This is a genomic window from Duganella sp. Leaf61 (assembly GCF_001421905.1).
Lineage (GTDB): Bacteria > Pseudomonadota > Gammaproteobacteria > Burkholderiales > Burkholderiaceae_D > Rugamonas > Rugamonas zoogloeoides.
In genome coordinates, this window is the sequence record NZ_LMLM01000031.1 from 68,620 (window position 1) to 89,370 (window position 20,751).

At 65.7% G+C, this 20,751-nt stretch carries 14 protein-coding genes; 7 read left to right on the forward strand and 7 right to left on the reverse strand.

What is annotated here, in order from left to right; genetic code table 11:
* Both ASF04_RS22090 and ASF04_RS22095 read right to left on the reverse strand, forming a co-directional pair.
* Positions 1–1,575 carry a polysaccharide deacetylase family protein gene (locus ASF04_RS22090; protein ID WP_056146735.1) on the reverse strand — a complete coding sequence of 525 codons (1,575 nt, stop codon included), beginning with the start codon at positions 1,573–1,575 and terminating at the stop codon, positions 1–3.
* Positions 1,576–1,590: 15 nt separating this feature from the next.
* Positions 1,591–2,430 (reverse strand): AAC(3) family N-acetyltransferase, encoded by an 840-nt coding sequence (locus tag ASF04_RS22095; protein WP_056146737.1) that lies wholly within the window; start codon positions 2,428–2,430, stop codon positions 1,591–1,593.
* Between the two features lie 197 nt (positions 2,431–2,627).
* Between ASF04_RS22095 and ASF04_RS22100 the strand changes: the two genes are divergently transcribed.
* Positions 2,628–5,327: a TonB-dependent siderophore receptor gene (locus ASF04_RS22100; RefSeq protein WP_056146739.1), complete on the forward strand. Its 2,700-nt coding sequence runs from the start codon at positions 2,628–2,630 to the stop codon at positions 5,325–5,327.
* Positions 5,328–5,415: 88 nt separating this feature from the next.
* Here ASF04_RS22100 and ASF04_RS22105 read toward each other — a convergent pair whose 3' ends face one another.
* Positions 5,416–6,651: an MFS transporter gene (locus tag ASF04_RS22105; RefSeq protein ID WP_056146741.1), complete on the reverse strand. Its 1,236-nt coding sequence runs from the start codon at positions 6,649–6,651 to the stop codon at positions 5,416–5,418.
* 103 nt (positions 6,652–6,754) lie between these two features.
* Between ASF04_RS22105 and ASF04_RS22110 the strand changes: the two genes are divergently transcribed.
* The 3 genes from ASF04_RS22110 (at position 6,755) to ASF04_RS22120 (ending at position 11,110) form a co-directional block, all read left to right on the forward strand.
* Complete coding sequence (locus tag ASF04_RS22110) at positions 6,755–7,666, forward strand: LysR family transcriptional regulator (RefSeq protein WP_056146743.1); 912 nt, start codon at positions 6,755–6,757, stop codon at positions 7,664–7,666.
* Positions 7,667–7,737: 71 nt separating this feature from the next.
* Complete coding sequence (locus ASF04_RS22115) at positions 7,738–9,258, forward strand: S41 family peptidase (RefSeq protein ID WP_229205162.1); 1,521 nt, start codon at positions 7,738–7,740, stop codon at positions 9,256–9,258.
* Positions 9,259–9,334: 76 nt separating this feature from the next.
* On the forward strand, positions 9,335–11,110 hold the full coding sequence (locus ASF04_RS22120; RefSeq protein WP_056146747.1) for a M14 family zinc carboxypeptidase: 1,776 nt from the start codon (positions 9,335–9,337) through the stop codon (positions 11,108–11,110).
* Here the strand turns inward: ASF04_RS22120 and ttcA are convergent.
* The 3 genes from ttcA to ASF04_RS22135 are packed head-to-tail and all read right to left on the reverse strand — an operon-like array spanning position 11,107 to position 13,294.
* Complete coding sequence (ttcA, locus tag ASF04_RS22125) at positions 11,107–12,045, reverse strand: tRNA 2-thiocytidine(32) synthetase TtcA (RefSeq protein WP_056146749.1); 939 nt, start codon at positions 12,043–12,045, stop codon at positions 11,107–11,109. The genes ASF04_RS22120 and ttcA overlap by 4 nt on opposite strands.
* Complete coding sequence (locus ASF04_RS22130; protein ID WP_026637822.1) at positions 12,042–12,440, reverse strand: dihydroneopterin aldolase; 399 nt, start codon at positions 12,438–12,440, stop codon at positions 12,042–12,044. Before ASF04_RS22130 ends, ttcA begins: the two co-directional genes overlap by 4 nt.
* A gap of 41 nt (positions 12,441–12,481) precedes the next feature.
* A complete protein-coding gene (locus ASF04_RS22135) occupies positions 12,482–13,294 on the reverse strand; it encodes an SDR family oxidoreductase (protein WP_056146750.1) in 813 nt (270 codons plus the stop codon).
* Positions 13,295–13,349: 55 nt separating this feature from the next.
* Here ASF04_RS22135 and ASF04_RS22140 point away from each other — a divergent pair, with 55 nt between their 5' ends.
* The 3 genes from ASF04_RS22140 to ASF04_RS22150 all read left to right on the forward strand — a co-directional run bounded on the left by ASF04_RS22140 (position 13,350) and on the right by ASF04_RS22150 (position 17,402).
* Positions 13,350–14,501 (forward strand): class I SAM-dependent methyltransferase, encoded by a 1,152-nt coding sequence (locus ASF04_RS22140; RefSeq protein WP_056146752.1) that lies wholly within the window; start codon positions 13,350–13,352, stop codon positions 14,499–14,501.
* Positions 14,502–14,676: 175 nt separating this feature from the next.
* A complete protein-coding gene (locus tag ASF04_RS22145; RefSeq protein WP_056146754.1) occupies positions 14,677–15,666 on the forward strand; it encodes a J domain-containing protein in 990 nt (329 codons plus the stop codon).
* Between the two features lie 155 nt (positions 15,667–15,821).
* Positions 15,822–17,402, forward strand: a complete 1,581-nt coding sequence (locus tag ASF04_RS22150) for a DUF3369 domain-containing protein (protein ID WP_056146756.1) — start codon at positions 15,822–15,824, stop codon at positions 17,400–17,402.
* Here ASF04_RS22150 and ASF04_RS22155 read toward each other — a convergent pair.
* Positions 17,399–20,662 (reverse strand): EAL domain-containing protein, encoded by a 3,264-nt coding sequence (locus tag ASF04_RS22155; protein WP_056146758.1) that lies wholly within the window; start codon positions 20,660–20,662, stop codon positions 17,399–17,401. The genes ASF04_RS22150 and ASF04_RS22155 overlap by 4 nt on opposite strands.
* Between the last annotated feature and the right edge of the window lie 89 nt (positions 20,663–20,751).

Sequence of the window (20,751 nt, forward strand, 5' to 3'; positions counted from 1 at the left end):
TTACGCTTCGAGGATTTTGCGGAACAGTGCGCGGTCGCCCGGTTCCGTGAAGCGCGAGTTATGCCATAGCAGGTTGAAGTCGCCGTAGCGCAGCGCGGTGTGCTTGAGCCGCGCCATGGTGTCCAGCGCCGACCCGCGGTCCGCCCGGGCCGAGTCGCCAAGCACGGCGCTTTCCATCAGCATCAGGGGCCGCTGCCGCAAGCGCAGCGGCCCTTGCTTTTTCCAGCTCCACATCGGAAATTCGCGCGCCGTGCCATGGCGAAAGCCCGGATCGTATGGAAAACCGCCGGTCGCATCGTAGTCGAAGCCGGCTTGCTCCAGCAGGTCCGGCGTGATGCCCGCATCCCAACGCAGGTAGTGCTGGCGGTTGCCGCGTACCTGGGTGTCGCCGCCGGTCCCGGTAACGCGCCCGTCCCCCGCAGCCGCAGCTGCAGCTGCACCGCCACCCGCACCCGCACCCGCACCCGCACCCGCACCCGCACCCGCACCCGCACCCGCACCCGCACCAGCACCAGCACTGGCTCCTGCGCCGCCACTGGCACTTGCACCGGCGCGTGTGCAGGCGGCCATCAGGCGCTGGCGTTCACGGGCCAGTTGCGTGCCGTTGCGGTAGGTATGGAAGCTGCCGTGCAGGCCGATCTCGTGGCCGCGCGCGGCGATCTGCGCCAGCAGCGCCTGCATCCTCGGTTCCTCCAGCGTGTAGGCGCAGTCGTAGCGGGTGCGCCCCGGCGTGGCGATGAAGTAGAACGCGCCCCTGCTGCCGCACGCTTCGAGCTGGGTCATGTACCAGTCGAAGGTCCAGTGCGGGTCGTGGCGATAGTCGCCCCGGCGGCTTTGCCACGCGTTTTTCAGCCGCGCCTTCGCGCCTGCGACCGACCGTTTGCGCAGCAGTGCGCCGGCCACGCCCTGCGCCAGCAGCCACGGATTGCGGATCCAGCGCTCGTACGGTTCATCGACATCGCAGCTTACGCGCATGGCGCCACCGGCCTGCCTGCGGGTGAGGCCGGGCCAGACGCTGCGCAGCGCCGCCCACAGGATTTCGATGTATTCGTCCACCAGCGGCCGTTGCAGGAAGCCGCGCTGCACCGCCAGCGAAGCGGCAGCGGGAAAGCGGTCGTACTGGTCGCGCGCGGGGCAGAGCACTTCCTCGTAGCGCGACAGCAGGAAGAAAATCGCGCCGATCACGTCGAGCTTCAGGTGTGCGCCGTGGGGCGTATGGACCAGGCCCGGCGCGCCCCACAGCACCGGGATCGCCGCATCTTCCAGCTGCACGTCCAGCATGGCGCGCACATTGATCCACTGGCACGGCGGATCGAGCAGCAATGCCGCCGGTTGCTGCCACAGGTCCTGGTGCCGGCGGAAGAAGTCGTTCTCCAGCGTCAGCACCCGACCGCGCCAGCGCAATGCAAACTGGTCGCCCGCATTACCGCCGGCCTGCTTTCCGTCGATCTGCTGTTCGGCGTAATCCATCAAGCGCGCCGGTACGCCCAGCACCTCGTCGAAGACCCACCGCAGCACCCATTGGGCAGGCTGGCGGCAGGCCGCTGGCACCACGATCTCGAGAGCGTCATTCATAAAAGGCCTCCAGTATCAGGTGAATGACTGGCGGCGCACCCGCCGCCACAGCCACAGGGGCCAGCGGTGAACCCGGTCCCAGCGCAGCGCATTGCAGGTCAGGCAGTCGGGCGAATCGCACAGGTTGAAGCGACGGTCGCGCGCCAGGATGTCATGCTCGATGGCGTAGCACTGCGCGGCCGGCGCGCAGATGGCATAGGCGTTGCCGACGCGGCCCGTGGTGAGGATGCCGTGCCGCACATAGGCGCCATAAAACTTCCAGTACGAGTTGGAGCAGCAGCCGGGATCGCGCCGGTGGAATACGCGCACCTGGCCCTGGTCGTCGCGGTAGCGGCTCACCGACAGCCAGGGGAAGATGCGGCGCCGGTGCAGACCCAGGTCCACTTCCGCCAGGTGGGTGGTGGTAAAGCCCGGGTTGACGGCCACGCAGCCGGCCACCAGCATTTTCGCGTCGAGGGCGATCAGTTTACGCATCGGTTCGTAGGCGCCATTGGCGGGGCCGTGTCCTTCGGTGAGCGCCCGCGCATGGCGGCCGATGGCGACGATCGAGCATTGCGGGTGGGTGCTGCGACAGGCATCGGGGTGGGCCAGCATGGCGTTGGGCAGGGCGCCCGCATACGAGGGCGTGGCGGGCGTAAACGGCGCCAGATGCCGGGCCTGCCACCACCAGCCGCCCTTGGTAAACGCCAGGCAGGCCACCGTGCCCTGGTCGCCCAGCAGGTCGAGCAGCTCGGCCAGGAAATCGCCGCCGCCGGCACCCGCCCGGCCGACGGCGCGGTACGCGGCCCGCGCCAGCACCACGTCGCCCGGAGCGATGCCCATTTGCAGTAAATCGTTGCGCAGCGAGGTTGCCATGATGGGCAGAGAAAGTGGACGGACGAGGATCCAAGTTAGCAGCGCTGCCAGTCCATCCTTCGACCTGCCTCAAATGTAGGCAGCACAATCGACCGCCAGTTTCTGCATAAGCTAGTACGGAATCGTTATTTCACTGGTGAAGTAAATTTTGGTAAAGTTCCGCCCCTTTTGCCCTCCTCTGCTTACCGGATAACTCAATGACAACAAAATTCGAATTGACGCCGCTGGCGACTGGTGCCATCGCGCTGCTGTGCAGTGTTGCCGGCCCGTCGCTTGCCCTGGCCCAAACTCAAGGCCAGCCGACACCGGCCACCACCGTCCCCCCGGCGCCGACGAGCGTCGTCGTCACCGGCTCGCGCATTCCGCGCGCCAGCCTGGAAGGACCGTCGGCCGTGACCGTGATCACTGCGGCCGATCTGACCAAACAGGGTTTCACGAATGTGTTCGACGCGCTGTCGAACCAGTCGCAGAACAGCGGCTTTACCCAGGGCGCCGACTACGGCAACACGTTTACGCCGTCGGCCAACGCCATCAGCCTGCGCGGCCTCGGGCCGAATCACACGCTGGTGCTGCTGAACGGGCGCCGCATGGCGGACTTCCCGGTCGCCTACGACGGCGCCGTCAACTTCACCAACCTGGCCAATATTCCGTCGAGCGTAGTCGAGCGCATCGAGATCCTCAGCGGCGGCGCCTCCGCCATCTATGGCTCGGACGCGATCGCCGGGGTCGTCAACATCATTCTGAAAAAGCAGTACGACGGCTACGACATCAACCTCAAAGCCGGCGGCACGTCGCGCGGTGGCGCGGCCAACCAGCGGCTGCAATTTTCCGGCGGTCAGACTTTCGGCAAGCTCAATACGCTGTTCAGCGTGGAGCTGCTTGAGCGCGATCCGTTGTCAAGCACCGATCGCGATTTCATGAGCGTCAACCGGGGCACGTTCACGTCGGTGCTGGGCCGACGTGACCTGGGTACCGGCCGCTATGTCGATCCCGGTGACACCTGCTCGAACTTGGGCGACCTGTTCGGCGGCAGCACCGTTAAACGCACCGGCAGCACCGGCAGTTACTGCGGCAGCGAGAAAGTGCGTCCCACCTACTGGACCACGCAGACCAAAAACAGCAGCCAGAACGTGTTCGGCGGTGCCAACTATGCGCTCTCGCCCACCACGACCTTGTTCGCGGAAGCGCTGTTCGGCAAGAACCGCAGCATCAACAACACGCGCGGCCCGATCTGGGAATCGCGCTCGCTCTCCGACAAGGCGCTCCTGAACCAGAACAGCGGCAGCTACGAAAACTGGAGCCGCTATATCTCGCCCGAGGAGATGGGGGGCGTGGCGCGCTTCAACCGCCGCTGGGACGACGAAGCAACGTCGCTGTCGCTCGGCGCGCGCGGTGACATTCCCGGCACCAGCTGGCAGTACGAGGCGGGCTACACCGCGTCGCTGTACAAGAGCCAGAGCTTTACGCCACGCGCATTGTCCACCATCGACAGCTTCTTCCTGGGGCCACAGCAGGGCGTGGACGCCAACGGCGTGGCAATCTACGCGCCCGATGCAGCACGCCTGGCGCAGCGTCTCACGCCCACGGAATTCAACAGCATTTACGGCACGGCGGTGAGCAACGACAAGTCGTGGACCAACACGGTGAGCCTGTCGGCCAACGGCGAGGCGTTCTCGTTGCCGGCAGGACCGGTGCGGCTGGCCACGGTGGCCGAAGTCGGCAAGCAGGGCTTCTCCAACCGTCCCGACAGCCGCCTGAACCAGGGCTATTTCAATCTGGCCGGTTCGGATGTCACGTCCGGCACCCGCGAGCGTTATGCGCTGGGGCTGGAAGCGAATGTGCCGATTGTCGATACACTGTCGGCCACGCTGGCCGGCCGCTACGACCGCTACAGCTTCGCCGACCGCCACGACGGCAAGGCCACCTACAACGGCGGCATCGAATGGCGCCCGGTCAAGCAATTGCTGGTGCGGGCCACGTACGGCACCAGCTTCCGCGCGCCGGACATGAATTACATTTACAAGGCGCGCGGCACCGGCTACTACGAGTCCACCACCGACTACTACCGCTGCGCCCAGACCGGCCAGCCGGCCGCCACCTGCAAATATGCGCCGGGCGCCGACTACGTGCAGACCGGCAGCCGTGACCTGCGTTCGGAGAAGGGCCGCTCGACCGGCCTGGGCCTGGTGTGGTCACCCAGCGCGGACTTCGATGTGACGGTCGATTACTGGAACATCAAGATCAACGACCTGGTGACCAATCTGAACGCGGATAAACTGCTGCGCGACGAGTCGGACTGCCGCATGGCCGGTGACCTGACGTCGCCTACCTGCGCCGACACCATCCGCCGCATCGTGCGCAATCCGCTGACGGCGCTGAACAAGCCGGGCGAGATCAATACCATCCTGGTCAATCCGATCAATGCCGCGTCCACCAGCGTCGATGGCATCGACATCAGCGGTCGCTACGCCATGCGGACGCAGAACCTTGGCGTGTTGACCACGCGGGTGAATTATTCGAAGACGCTCGACAAGCACTCGCGTCAGTTTGCCGGTGATCCGCTCAACGACGACAAGGCCGACCTGGACAACCACGACTGGCGCGACAAGCTCAATGTGAGCCTGGCGTGGAACAAGGGCGATTGGTCCAACACGCTGTTCCTGCAGCGCTACGGCAAGGTGCCCAATGCTGCATCCGAGGCATACCTGACGCCGACGGTGCTGGTCAACGCCAGCGTGGTGTATCGCCTCAATGAACGCACCACGGTATCGGTTGCGGTCAACAACCTGTTCAACAAGGTCAAGCAAGATGCGAGCGATGGCTGGCCGTACTACCCGATAGGCAACTACAGCCCGGTCGGACGACAGGGCTGGCTGGAAGTGAACTACCACTTCTAAAATTGGACATAGCCTTCAGAGCAAGGCGCAGCGACGAAGACAGTACGATAGTACGGCGAGGCGCTGCAACGCCGCCATGAAGGCTATGTTATGCCGGTTTGCGCTGCGCCGAGGTGTGGGCGGCATACTCGGTCATCCAGTAAATCAATGCCAGGCCGGGGAACGCCATCCCGGTCAGTAGCGCCGCATGCCAGCCATGTGCGGCGTACATCCAGCCGCCCAGGGCAGAACCCAACGCGCCACCGGCGAAGAACAGCGCGAAGTACACCCCATTCAAACGGCTGCGCACATGGGCGCCCAGCGAGAAGATCGCGCGCTGGCCCAGCACCAGGTTGGCCGCTACCCCCATGTCCAGCACGATGGACGCCACCACCAATATTCCCAGCGAGACGTTGCGCATGGCCGCCGATTCGGGCGCCAGCATCGGCAAGGCGAAAGCGATCACGCCCAGCGCCAGGGCCGCAGCGGTGGCCGTCAAGGTGTGGCCGGCATCGGCCAGGCGGCCGGCGATCGGCGACGCTACCGCACCGGCCATGCCCACCAGGGCAAAGATGGCGATGCCGGTTTGCGACAGGTGGAACTGCGGACCGGCCAGCATCAGCGGCGTCACGGTCCAGAACAGGCTGAACGAACCGAACAGGCCGGCGTGGTAGGCGGCACGGCGGCGCAGTACCGGCGTGGTCGCAAACAGATGCCACAGCGATGCCAGCAGGGCAGGGTAGGTGATGCTCGATACCGGTACGCGCTCGGGCAGCTTGGCGCGCAGGATCAACGCCACGACCAGCACGATCAGCGCGGCGCCGCCGAACACCACGTGCCAGTTGGTGGCGTCGGCCACCAGGCTGGCGACCGGGCGCGCCAGCATGATCCCCAGCAGCAGGCCGCTGACCACCTTACCGACCGTGTGGCCGCGCGTGGCCTCTTTCGAGAGGTGGGCGGCGAACGGCACGATGATCTGCGCCGCCACGGAACCGAGGCCGATACCCAATGCGGCCACCAGGAACAGCCAGGCGCTGGTGGAAAACGCGGCGATGACCAGCATCGCCGAGGTAAACAACAGGCCGGTGAAGATCAGGCGGCGGTTTTCCAGCAGGTCGCCCAGTGGTACGATGAACAGCAGGCCGATGGTGTAGCCGATTTGCGTGAGCGTGACGATCAGGCCCGCCGCTTCGGCCGACAGGCCGGTGGCGGCGCTGATCGGGCCGACCAGGGTCTGGGCGTAGTACAGGTTGGCGACGATCAGGCCGGTGGCCACGGCCAGCAGCATGACCATGCCCGGGCTAATATCTTGTTCCTTGATGTCTTTGTCTTCTGTGTGATTCATGATGAACTCCGGTGGAGATAACGATGAACCCAGTGTAGGCCGATTGCGGACTAAGATAATCAGGGCATAATGGTCACATACCATTCATTTAATGTGAACAATCATGGACAGACTGAAGGCCATGCAGACCTTTGTGCGCATCGTCGAAGCCAACAGCTATACCAAGGCTGCGGAAACGCTCGACCTGCCGCGCGCCGCGCTCACCGCCACCATCAACAAGCTCGAAGCGTTCCTCGGCACCCGCCTGCTGCACCGGACCACGCGCCGGTTGTCGCTCACGCCCGACGGTGCCGACTACTTCAAGAAGTGCCTGGACATATTGGAGGCGGTGGAAGACGCCGAAAGTACTTTTCGGGGCCAGAATTTGCAACGCCCGCGCGGCAAATTGCGGGTGGACCTGCCCGGCGCGGTGGGCCGCCACCTGGTCATTCCGCGCATTGCCGACTTCACCCGCGCCTATCCCGAGATCGAACTGATGGTCAGCATGACCGAGCGCGTGGTGGACCTGACGCAGGAGGGCCTCGACTGTGCGCTGCGCGTGGGCGAGTTGCAGGACTCGTCGCTGGTGGGGCGGCGCCTGGGCAATATGGGCTTTCTTACCTGCGCCTCGCCCTGGTACCTAGCGCAGCACGGGGCGCCGCACACGCTCGACGATTTGCCCGGCCACCGCGGCGTATTGCATTTTTCCGGCCGCACCGGGCGCGTGTTCGACTGGGACTTCATGGTCGATGGCCGCGCCGTGATCGTCCCCATACGCGGGGCGATCGCGGTCAACGAACCGGATGCCTATATCAGCTGCGCGTTGCAGGGCATGGGCCTGATCCAGGCCGCACGCTACCAGGTGCGCGACCACCTGGCCAGCGGCGCGCTGGTGGAGGTGCTGGCGGCCACGCCACCGGCGCCGATGCCGATCTCGCTGCTGTACCCGCAAGGCCGCATGGCGTCGCCGCGCCTGGGCGTGTTCGCGGCATGGCTGGCGGAGCTGTTGCGCAGCGACCCCGACTTGCAGGCATAGAGCCCGTCGATTGCGAAAATAAGTAGCTTAATTTGCACTTTTCTCGTATGCCGCCAGCTATAATGTTGCACATGAACATTAAATTATCTCCTGCATTCATGGCCGCGCTCGCTGCCGCAGCCATGTTGTCCGGCTGCGGCGGTGGTGGTGGCTCCTCCGGCACGACCGCCGGCAACGGTACAAATTCCGGCAGCGGAGCCACGGGCTCAACAGACACGCGCAGCGACTATGTCAAGCTGGCCGCTTCGTGCCAGCGTCCGCGCAGCGGCACCTCGGCCGCCGGCGTGCGTTTCCCCGACCGCCAGGGCAGCCTGAGCGACGAGCTCAAATGGGTGCGTTCGTTCATCGACGAGACCTACCTGTGGTACCGCGAAGTGCCAACCACCCTGCGCCAGGAAAACTACAGCAACCCGATCGATTACTTCGCCGACCTCAAGACGACGGCGGTCACGTCCTCGGGCCGTGCCAAGGACCAGTTCCACTTCACCTATGCCACCGACGAGTGGGAAGCGTCGTCCACCAGCGGCATCGAACTGGGTTACGGCGTGACCTGGGCTTCCAGCGCGGCCAACGTGTTGCCGCGCCTGTGGCGGGTCACCCTGGTGGAGCCGGGTTCACCGGCCGCCCTCGCCGGCGTGCAGCGCGGCGATACCCTGCAACTGGTCGATGGCGTATCGATTTCCGACACCACGCAGTCCGGCATCAACGTGATCAATGCGGCGCTGTTCCCGCAGTCGGCGGGCAGCCTGCACCGCTTTGCGCTGGACCGCAACGGCGTCACCGTCAATGTGCAGCTGGCCGCCGCCCGGCTGTCGCTGCAGCCGGTCGCCAACGTCAAGGTCATCGACACCCCGACCGGCAAGGTCGGCTACCTGCTGTTCAACGACCATAATGCGGTCGCCGAAACCCAGCTGATTGCCGCCATCAACACCCTGAAAGCGGCCAACGTCACCGACGTGGTGCTCGACATGCGTTACAACGGCGGCGGCTACCTGGCCATTGCCAACGAACTGGCCTACATGATCGCCGGTCCCACCCCGACTACCGGCAAAGTGTTCTCGCGCCTGCAGTTCAACGACAAGACTACACCGATCGCGCCGATGAACTTCCTTGCCAGCGCTGCGGGTATCAGCTCGCCGGCGCCGACTGCGGCCGGCACCGCGCTGCCTTACCTCGGCCTGCGCCGGGTAACGATGCTGACCACGCCCGGCACCTGCTCGGCCAGCGAGTCGGTGATCAACGGCTTGCGCGGCGTCGATGTGGAGGTGAACCTGGTCGGCGGCGAAACCTGCGGCAAGCCCTATGGTTTCTACCCCGAGGACAACTGCGGCACCACGTATTTCGCGGTGCAGTTCCAGGGTGTAAACGACAAGGGCTTCGGTGACTACGCCAACGGCTTCCAGCCGACCTGCCGCGTCAGCGACGACCTGACCCGCCCGGTGGGCGACACCAGCGAAGGCATGCTGTCGGCGGCGCTCAGCTACCGCGCCAATGGCATCTGTCCCGCCACGGCGTCGCGCTTTGCCGCCGGCGCCGCCACGCCGCTGAAACTGGTGCGCCCGCTGGCCAAGGAAGCCGCCATCCTCAGGTAGTTTCAAGCGCCGAAGCGGATTATAATTTTCCAGGTTGCGACGCCGTCCCGGCGTCGGCCCACCTGGAAACTCCTTCATGATCCGTTTCGCCGTATCGCTCGCCCTTGCCACGCTGGCCGCCAGTGCCAGCGCAGCGCCTGCCGCATCGTCATCGCCACTGACCACCGTCTCCGAACGCTCGGGCTTCCAGAGCACCGGCCGTTACGCCGAGGTGGTGGACCTGTGCGCGCGCTTTCAAAAAGCGTACCCGAAGCAGGTACGCTGCTTCGAGTTTGGCCGCACACCGGAAAACCGGCCGATGCTGGCGCTGGCCGTCACCCGCACCGGCGCCCTGACCGCCGACCAGGCGAAGAAAAAAGGCGTGCCGGTGCTGCTGATCCAGGGCGGCATCCACGCCGGTGAAATCGACGGCAAGGACGCCGGCTTCCTGGCCCTGCGCGAGGTGCTGGAAAACCGCGCCGCCCCCGGTGCGCTGGAAAAACAGGTGCTGCTGTTCGTCCCCGTGTTCAATGTCGATGGTCACGAGCGCTTCGGCCGCTACAACCGCCCCAACCAGCGCGGCCCGGTGGAAATGGGCTGGCGCACCACGGCGCAGAACTACAACCTCAATCGCGATTACGTCAAGGCCGACACCACCGAGATGCAGGCCATGCTGGCGCTGGTCAACGCCTGGGATCCGCTGGCGTACGTCGATCTGCACGTGACCGACGGCGCCAAGTTCCAGCCCGATATCTCGATCCAGGTGGAGCCGGTGCACGGCGGCGACGCGCCGCTGCGCGAGGCCGGCAGCGCGCTGCAACAAGGGGTGCTGGCCGATCTGAAGGCCCAGGGTTCCGATCCCAAGCCGTATTACATCTCGTTTGCCAAGGAAGACGACCCGATGTCGGGCTTCGTGGACAGCATGCCCACGCCGCGCTTCTCGCACGGTTATTTTGTCATGCGCAACCGTTTCGGCGTACTGGTGGAAACCCACTCGTGGAAGGATTATCCGACCCGCGTGCGCATCACCCGCAACACCATCGTCTCGCTGCTGTCGCAGGTGGGACAGCATGGCAAGGAATGGGCCAAGACCGCGCAGGAAGCCGACGCCCGCGCCGCGGCCATGGGTGGCGCCGACTTTACGCTCACGTACCGCACCACCTTCAACGCCAAGACCATCGACTTTCCCGGCTACGCCTACACGCGTGGCCACTCGGAGATCTCCGGCGCCCTGATGACGCAGTACGATGAAACCAAACCGCAGGTGTGGACCGTGCCGCTACGCGACGAGATCGTGCCGGAGCTGAAAGTGGCGGCGCCGCAGGGCGGCTACCTGGTGCCGCTGGCCGAAGCGGCGCGCGTGGCCGCCAAGCTCAAACAGCACGGCATCACTTACAAGCTGCTGGGCGCCGACGAGATGTCGGCCGAGGTGGAAACCTTCCGCGCCACCAAGACCACGTTCGGCGCCAAGTCGTTCGAGGGCCACCAGGCGCTGGCGGTGGAAGGCGAGTGGGCGCGCGAGCGCCGCGCCTTGTCCAAGGGCGCGCTGTTCGTGCCGATCGCGCAGCCGAAGGCGCGCCTGGTGATGACCATGCTCGAGCCGCGCGGCCCGGATTCGCTGCTGGCCTGGGGCGCGTTCAACAACTGGTTCGAGCGCAAGGAGTACATGGAGGACTACGTGGCGGAGGATGTGGCGCGCGAGCAGCTGGAAACCAGCCCCGCGCTGCGCGAAGAATTCCGCAAGAAGCTCGACACCGATGCGGACTTCAACAAGAGTCCGCAGGCACGGCTGGAATTCTTCGCGCGCCGCCATTCGTCGTGGGATGAGCGCTACAACCTCTACCCGGTGATGCGCACGGCGATGAAGTACTAGTCTTCCCGCTGCAGCGAAATGACGCCCAGCCCCGTGGTGGGCGTCGAACACGGCTCTTCGTCGAACGCGATATCGCCGAGCGGATTGGCCTGGCCGTCCGCCTTCAGGTCGGCAAAGCCGAACAGGTCGCGGTCCATCAGGTGCGACGGCACCACCGTGGAGAGCGACGAGAAGATGCTCTCCACGCGGCCCGGGAATTTCTTTTCCCAGTCGCGCATCATGGCCTTGATCTGCTTGCGCTGCAGGTTTTCCTGCGAGCCGCACAGGTCGCACGGGATGATCGGGAAGCCTTTGACTTCGGCATAGCGTTCGGTGTCTTCTTCCTTCACGTACGCCAGCGGGCGGATCACCATGTGCTTGCCGTCGTCGGACATCAGCTTGGCCGGCATGCCTTTCAGTTTCCCGCCGAAGAACATATTCAGGAAGAAGGTCTCGAGGATGTCGTCGCGGTGGTGGCCCAGCGCGATCTTGGTGGCGCCCAGTTCGTCGGCCACGCGGTACAGGATGCCCCGGCGCAGGCGCGAGCACAGCGAGCACGTGGTTTTACCTTCGGGGATCAGGCGCTTGACGATGCTGTAGGTGTCCTGGTTTTCGATGTGGTACGGGATGCCCAGCTTTTCCAGGTACGCCGGCAGGATGTGGTCGGGGAAGTTGGGCTGCTTCTGGTCCAGGTTGACGGCCACGATCTCGAAGTTGATCGGCGCGCGCTCGCGCAGCGTCATCAGGATGTCGAGCAGGGCGTAGCTGTCCTTGCCGCCGGACAGGCATACCATCACCTTGTCGCCTTCTTCGATCATGTTGAAGTCGCCGATGGCCTGGCCCACCAGCCGGCACAGGCGCTTGTGCAGCTTGTTGTTCTCGTGGGCGATCTTTTCGGCCGATTTGCCCAGCGGCGCGTTCAGGGTTTCCACGGTTTCCATCACTGCGGCATTCATACCGACTCCTTGGTCTTGAAGACTTCCACGCCCACGCCTTCGCAGTCCGGATAGACGTCCGGCTTCATGGTGGACACATTGGCCGCGCGCACGCGCGGGTGGGCCAGCATGGCGCGCACGATGTCGTCGCACAGGCTTTCCTGCAACTGCACGTGGCCGCGCGCCATCAGCTTGGCGATGGTGTCGCGGATGAAATCGTAGTCCACCACTTCCTCGAGCTGGTCGTTGACCGGGGTCGATTCCGCCAGCGGGATGTACAGGTCGACGTTGATCAGGAGGCGCTGCTCGCCCTTTTTCTCGAACTCGTACACGCCGATGTTGATCATCACTTCGTAATTGCGCAGGAACAGGCGGCGGCAGTCGGTCAGACTGGGGTGCATCAGGGAGGACAACATGGGCATTACCTTCTTTCGGTTGAATAGGGGTGCTACTAACATTATTTGGCCACGAACATCACGTCGCGCGGCAGCGGCACCAGGTGCTGGCCGCCATCGACGAGCAAGGTGGTGCCGGTGAGCGCGCGCGCCGACGCCGCGTAGACCACGCTGTCGGCGATATCGTTGGGCGTGCTCGAGCGCCCGAGCGGCGTTTGCCGGTGGGCGTTGGCAAAGCCGTCTGCGGTCTGGTCGCCGGACACCATGGTGATGCCGGGCGCCACGCCCACCACCCGCACCGTGGGCGCCAGTTGCTGCGCCAGCATGGTGGTGGCCGTGTGCAGCGCCGCCTTGGACAGGGTGTACGACAAAAAGTCGGGGTTGAGATTGTACAGTTTCTGGTCCAGCAGGTTGATCACCACGGCCTGGCCGGCCGGCGCAGTCGCCGGCGTGGCCGCGTGCAGCGCCTGCGCCAGCAGGATCGGCGCGGCCACGTTGGCGTGCATGTGGGCGTCGAGCCGGGCCACGGTGAAATCGTCAGCGCTGTCGTAGTCGAACAGCGAGGCGTTGTTGACCACGCAGCGCACCGGGCCCAGGGCGGCAATCGCCTGCGCCAGCAGCGTGCGCACGTCGGCCTCGATGGCCAGGTCGCAGCGCAGCGTGACCGCGCGCCGGCCCAGCGCCGCGATGTCGGCCGCCACCTGCTGCGCTTCGGTCGCGGAGTCGCGGTAGTGCACGGCCACGTCCCAGCCGGCGCGCGCCAGGCCGAGCGCGATGGCGCGGCCCAGGCGGCGGGCTGCGCCGGTTACCAGCGCGACGGGCGCTGCAAGAGCTACGGGAGCTGCGGGAGCAGTAGGCGATTCCAAGGTTGTCATGATGGTCTGATCGTTTAAAAAGAGGCAGGGCGTGCCGATTCGCTACAATATCGGGATGTCCCTACCCGAACCTTCTAGCGACGCGCTGGCCGCGTCCCACGCCCTGCAGCACCTGATCGCCGCCGACATCGAACGCAACGCAGGCGCCATTTCCTTTGCCCGCTACATGGAGCTGGCCCTGTACGCGCCCGGTCTGGGCTACTACAGCGGCGGCTCCGCCAAGCTGGGAAAAGATGGCGATTTCACCACTGCGCCCGAACTCACGCCGCTGTTCGGCGCGACCCTGGCGCGGGTGGCAGCCGCTATTATCGCCCAAAGCGCGCCGTACATCCTCGAATTCGGCGCCGGCACCGGCAAGCTGGCCTTCGATATCCTGACCGAACTGGCCGCTGCCGGCATCCGCGTCGAACGCTACAGCATCGTCGAACTGTCGGGCGAACTGCGCGCGCGCCAGCAGCACACGCTGCGCGATTTCCCGCAAGTGCAATGGCTCGACACCATGCCCGAGTCGTTTGACGGCGTGGTGTTCGGCAACGAGGTGCTCGATGCCATGCCGGTGCACCTGGTCACCAGACATCCGGACGGCTGGCGCGAACTGCAAGTGACGGTGGCCAACGGCCGCTTCGATTACCTGGAAGCGCCGATCGGCGCCGACCTGCTGGCGCAGGTGCAGCGCCAGATCGCCCACCACGACGCGCTGCCGGTCGGTTATGTGAGCGAGGTGCACGGCGTGGCCTGCGGCTTCATGGCCAGCGTCAGCCGCATGCTGCTGGCCGGCCGCGCCAACGCCGCCTTCCTGTTCGACTACGGTTTCCCGGCGCACGAGTTTTACCTCGACCTGCGCGCCACCGGCACCCTGATGTGCCACTACCGCCACCATGCCCACGCCGAACCGTTCTTCCACCCTGGTTTGCAGGACATCACTGCCCACGTCGATTTCACGGCCATGGCGCTGGCCGCGCAGGACGCCGGTATCGACATCCTCGGCTACTTCAACCAGGCCGGCTTCCTGCTGGGCGCCGGCATCGGCGACTTGCTGCTGCGTACCGACCCGGACAACGTGGTCGCCTACATCCCGCAGTCAAAAGCCGTGCACAAGCTGGTGTCGCCTGCCGAGATGGGCGAATTGTTCAAAGTTTTGGCGATTGGCAAGAATGTAGTGCTGCCGGAAACGATCCTGGCGCAGGACCGCAGCCACCGGCTATGAGCGAATCTGTAGCTAAAAAGGCACGATGATTGATAAAGCAATGGCGTGCATCGACTCTGCGTGCCGGATTGCTGCTGCGCGCGGCGCAAGATCGGCTATCATGAATGATTCAGCGTCGATTTGGCTGCATCATTGACGTCAACCTCCTTCCACCGCCTCGGCCAGCATTGCACAGATGGGCAAAGTACATACTCACTATGACAACCTGAAAGTGTCGCGCATGGCGCCGCAGGAGGTCATCCGTGCGGCCTACAAGGCACTCAGCCAGAAATATCACCCGGACAAAAACCCGGGCGATGAAAAAGCTGCGCGCATCATGGCCATCGTCAATGGCGCGTACACCACCTTGTCCGACCCCCAGCGCCGCAAGGAGCACGACGAGTGGATTGCGGCCGAGGAATGGGAAGTCGACTGGGTCGAAAGCACGCGCCACGAAGATCATCGCGGCGACAAGGGGCGTCCCGATACCGAGCACTGGCAGCCAGAGACGGTGGACCGTACGCCCCGCAAGCGTAAAGCGCTGGGACGCTGGAAGTGGGGCGCCGCGCTGTTCGGCTGCCTGGTGGTGGGCTGGGTGGGCGGCGCCATCACGGCCGAGCCGCACTGGCTCGACAAGGCCTGGGGCGGCCGCACGCCGCCCGGCATTTCCCAGGCACGCGCCGCCGCGCCCGCCGCGTCCGATGCACCGCCCGAACCGCACGACGCCCTGGCCGCCGCCGACCGCGCCGGCCTGTCCGACCGCCCGGCCGGCATCAAGGTCGTGGCCATGTCGCAGGTGGTGCTGCCCAGCGGCGACTGCGACAACAACGATACCGGCAACCACGCGTTGCCGCTGCTCGCCCCCAACGGCGAACCGTGGCCGCGCCAGTCCGGCTATCTCGACGGTTTTTCGGTCGGCAACCGCGGCGACGACATGCAGCTGATGCTCGACAACGCCAACAATGCCTCGGCCGTGTTCATCAAGGTCTATGACGTCGATCGCCGCGCCAACGTGCGCTACGCGTATGTGCAGGCGCACGACAAGTACATGGTCGATCAGCTGGCCAACGGCAAGTACGAAATCCGTTACCAGAACCTCGACAGCAGCGCGTCCTGCCCGGCGTCCACGGTGCCCGCGCCAAGCCGCGCGGCCGACGCCAACCCGCGTCCGTCCTCGCTGCTCTGATACTTTCATAAGGCAAGTTTCAACCGTGCCGGCAGCGCTGCCCGGCGGGTTGTTGCGCGCTGGTGGGCCGACTTCCATTGGGCTTGTCACCGTGTGGGAATCTGATTATGCTAGGGCAATATCAGCCGCACGTGACTCAACAGGAGATAGTCCGCATGACCGATTCCCACGCCACCGAGGAAGACTGGCTGATCGAGGAAGACGAGGAGCTTCCCCCGCCAGCCTACGGCGGCCCGGAACAGCGCCAATGGCGCGTGCTGATTGTCGATGACGATGTCGATGTGCATGCGGTCACGCGGCTGGCGCTGCGCAATGTGAGCTTCAAGGGGCGCGAGCTGGAACTGTTTTCGGCCTACAGCGGCCGCGAAGGGTTCGCCATCCTGCGCGATACGCCCGACATCGCGCTGGTGCTGCTCGACGTGGTGATGGAAACCGACGATGCGGGCCTGATCCTGGCGCGCCGCATCCGCGAAGAGCTCGACAACCAGATCGTGCGCGTGGTGCTGCGCACGGGCCAGCCGGGCCAGGCGCCCGAGCAGCGCGTGATCATCGAATACGACATCAACGATTACAAGGCCAAGACCGAGCTGACCACGCAAAAGCTGTTCACCACGGTGATCTCGTCGCTGCGCGCGTACGAGAGCCTCAATATGCTTGAACGCAGCCGCGCGGGGCTGGGCAAAATCCTATCCGGCGCCACCAACCTGTACCAGATCCACTCGCTGCGCGAATTCGCCTCCGGGGTACTGAACCAGGTCAGCGCCATCCTGGACGTGGGCGCCGACGGCGTGCTGTGCCTGATGCAGGGCGGCACCGGCGCCACCAGCGTGGTGGCCGCCACCGGCGGCTATGCGACGCTGGCCGACGCCGAGGCCATGCCGCTGGATCACCCGTTATGGCCCACCATCGCCAAGGCTTTCACTGAAAAGAAAAGCCAGTTCGACCACCCGGCCAACGTGCTGTTCATCCACACGCTGGAAAACCGTGAAGTCGCCATTTCCGTCACGCCGCCCTGGCCGCTGGCGCAGATCCAGCGCGACCTGCTCGAGGTGTTCTGCCAGCGCATTGCGGCCGCTTTCGACAACCTGTACATGTTCGGCCAGCTGCGCAAGGCGCAGGAAGCCACCGTGGTGGCGCTGGCCGACCTGGCCGAGTTCCGCGACGACACCACGGGCGGCCATGTGCGGCGGGTGCAGCATCTGTCCACGGCGCTGGCCGAACGCGTGGCCGAGCGCGGCGCGTGTGCCGATGAAATCACCCCGCAGTTGCTGGAGATGATCGGCCTGGCCAGCATCCTGCACGACGTGGGCAAGGTGGCCACGCCCGACGCCATCCTGCTCAAGCCCGGCCCGCATACGCCCGAGGAACGGGTGCGCATGCGCGAACACGCGGGCGTGGGGCAGGCCATCCTCGAACGCGCGGCCAACATGGTCGATGGCGTGAGCTATCTCACCTACGGCGCCCAGATCGCCGGCGGCCACCACGAGCACTTCGACGGCAACGGCTACCCGCATGGCCTCAAGGGCCGCGCCATCCCGATCGCGGCCAGGATCGTGGCGGTGGTCGATGTCTTCGATTCGCTGCTGCACAAGCGCCCGTACAAGGAGCCGTGGCCGCACAGCGAGGTGATGACGTATATACGTGAGCGGGCGGGCACGCAGTTCGATCCGGAGGTGGTGGCGGCGTTGTGCGACCTGATCGAGCGCGATCCGTCGATCGGGCATACGCCCACTTAGACGGAACTGCCGCCGGCGCGCACCATCGCCTCGAACTCGCAAGCCGGCATCGGCCGCGCAAACAGGTAGCCCTGCGCCTCTTCGCACTGCTTGGAGCGCAGGAAGTCGCGCTGGGCTTCGGTTTCCACGCCCTCGGCTACCACGGCCAGGCCCAGCGAATGGGCCAGCGCGATGGTGGCCGCCACGATCACCGCATCGTCGGGATCGGTCTCGATATCCTTCACGAAGCCGCGGTCGATCTTGATGCGGTCGATCTCGAACAGCTTCAGGTAGCTGAGCGACGAATAACCGGTGCCGAAGTCGTCGATTGCCACCTTGATGCCGCGCGCGCGCAGTTGTTCGAGCAGCATGCGGCTGCGTTCCGGATCCTGCATTGCCGCCGATTCGGTGATCTCCAGTTCCAGCAGCGCCGGGTCGATACCCTGGCTACTCAGCAAGCGGTCGAGCAGGGGCAGCAGGCCGGGGCCGTGGCACTGGCGCGCCGACAGGTTGACGGCCAGGCGCAAATGCGCCAGATCGGCGCCGCGCCATGCCGCCAGCCGCGCGGTGGCCTCGTGCAGCACCCACTCGCCCAGCGGCAGGATCAATCCCGATTCCTCGGCGATCGGAATGAAGCGGTCGGGCCCCACCATGCCCAGCTCGGGATGGTGCCAGCGCAGCAGCGCTTCGGCACCGATGATGCGCGCGGTGGCCAGGTCCACTTGCGGTTGCAGATACAGCTCGAACTCGTGCTGTTCGAGCGCCTGCCACAGCCGGCCTTCGAGCAGCAGCCGCTCGTGGGTGGCAGCGTTCATTTCGGCCGAGAAGAACTGGAAATTGCCGCGTCCCTGGTTCTTGGCCGCGTACATCGCGGTGTCGGCATGGCGCATCAGGGTGCCGGCGTCGAGGCCGTCGGACGGGAACATCGCCACGCCCACGCTGGTGCCGCTGTGGATGGTCTTGCCCTGCAAGGTGTACGGCGCGCTCAGCGACTCCACCAGCCGCACGGCGATGTTGGAGGCATCGTCCGGGCTCACCGCGCCGGACGTGACGATGATGAATTCGTCGCCGCCCAGGCGCGCGATGATGTCCACCTCGCGCAGCAGTTCGCGCAGCCGGTTGGCCACCGCCACCAGCAACTGGTCGCCCACCGCGTGGCCATGGGTGTCGTTGATTTTCTTGAAGTGGTCGAGGTCGAGGAACAGCACGGCAGCAGTGCCTTGCCCGCGCCGCGTTTGCGACAGCAACTGGTCGAGCCGCAGGTTGAGCGACAGGCGATTGTCGAGGCCCGTGAGGGCGTCGCTGTGGGCCAGGCGGTGGATGCGCTCCTGCGCCTGGTGCTGGGCCGTCAGGTCGTGCAGGATGGCCACAAACAGGTGCTCGTCGGGCAGCTCCACCTCGCTCACCGACATGGCCAGCGGGAATTCGCTGCCGTCGCTGCGCCAGCCCGTCAGCTCGTATCCGTGGGTGACGCCGCAGGCGATCATGCGCAGCAGGCCCGCCGCATCGAGCCCCTCGGCCTCGCCCACGCCGACCGGCACCAGGCGCTCCAGCCGCAGGCGCATCATCTGCTCGGGCGAGTAGCCGAACAGGCGGCCGGCCGCGGCATTGGCCGACTTGAGCCAGCCGTCGCCATCGACCGTGAGGATGGCGTCGGCGGCCTTGTTCAAAATCGCCTGCAGCCGCGCCTCGCGCTCGCGCAGGCGCGCGGTGCTGTCGGTCACTTGCGCCTGGATGCGTGCGCGTTCCCCACTGATCAGCAGCATCAGCACGCCCAACAGGCCGGTGAGCAGCAGGCCGCCGGTCAGCACGGTCCAGCTTTGCCAGCCGCGCTGGAGCATCTGGTAGGCCGGTGTGGGCGCGAGGGTCAGATCGTAGGTGCGGCCGCCAAAGCTCAGCTGGCGGCGGTAGTCGTTGCCGCTCGTGCTGGCGCCTGCCGGCAGGGTATCGCGCAGGATGCGGCTGGAACTGGTGTCGCCCACATCGATGAAGCGGACCAGAAAATGCTCGAACTCGGAGCGCTTGAGCGCCTGTTCCAGCAGCGTGTCGAACTGCATGGTAAGTAGCAGGGCGCCGGTGGCATTGCGCGGATCGCTGGCGGGATACACGGTCTGCAGCAGCACCAGGCCGGCACCGGGCAGGTTGCGCACGAACTGCAAAGGCGGGCCCGCCGTGGGCTGGCCGGACTGGATTGCCAGCTCCAGCGTGGCGCGGCGCTGGTCTTCGGACAGGAAGTCCAGGCCCAGGTAGGCGCGTGCATCGGCCGGCTCGATGTAGGTCGCCACAAAATATTGTTCACGCGTGCCGGCCCTGCGCGGATAGCCGGTGAGCGTCGGTTCGCGGATCTCGAAGCCGGGGTCGATATGCTGGCGCGCCCAGGTCTCGAAACCGGCACGTTCACTGCCGGCCACCGGCACCAGCCACGACATCGACAGCAGTTCGGGGCGCTGGTCCAGGTAGCCGTGCGCCAGGTTGCTGAATTCTTCCGCGTGCAGCGTGCGGCGCGGATCGTCGAGCGCCTTGGCCATGGCGAAAACAAAGCGCTCGTGCTCGCTGAACTGCGCTTGCAGCAGGTCGCCGGTCTGCTGCGCCTTGAGGCGGAACGTCTGCATCTGCTGGTTGTTCTCCCAGCGGTCGGCTTGCAGGTAGATGCCGATGAAGGCGGCGGTGGACAGCAGCAATGGCAGGCCAACCAGCAACCGCCGGCGCGACCACAGCGCGCGCGGGCGGCCGATGGCGATCCAGGTCAGCGGCGCGGCCAGCAGGATGCCGATGGAGTCGCCCATCCACCAGGCCAGCCAGTCGCCAACGATGGTGTCGCCCTGCAGCTGGCCCGCCAGCACGTGACCGGCCAGCGCCACGGTGCTGCTGACGAACGTGACGCCGACAGCCAGCAGGACGAAGCGCGCCACATCGCGCCCGGAGCCGATGGCCGGATCGATGCAGTGGCGGAACACGGTACTGCCGGCCCAGGCCTGGAAGGTAGCGCCGATGGTGGTGGCAACGGCGCACGCCAGCAGCGCCGGCGTGAGGGGGATATGATTGACCAGGAGCACCAGCAAGTTGACGACCAGGGCGCCGAGCGCCACCGCCGGCAACAGCCGGGCGCCGCCGACGGCGCAGGCGGCCAGGGCGATGCCGGCCGGCAGAAAGATGGGGGAGGCATAGGCAGGCGGCATTGCCAGCAGCAGGCCCAGGCGCCCGGCGATCACATAGGCGGCCAGCAGGGCCAGGTTGGCGCACAGCAGGCGCCATGGGTTGTTTCCCGACTGATGGTCCAAACGAAGGGGCTCCTGGCACGTGATGGTCGAAAGATTGTATAGGGTTGTTTGGAGGAAATCATCGCCTAAAATTTCAGCATTCAATTCAA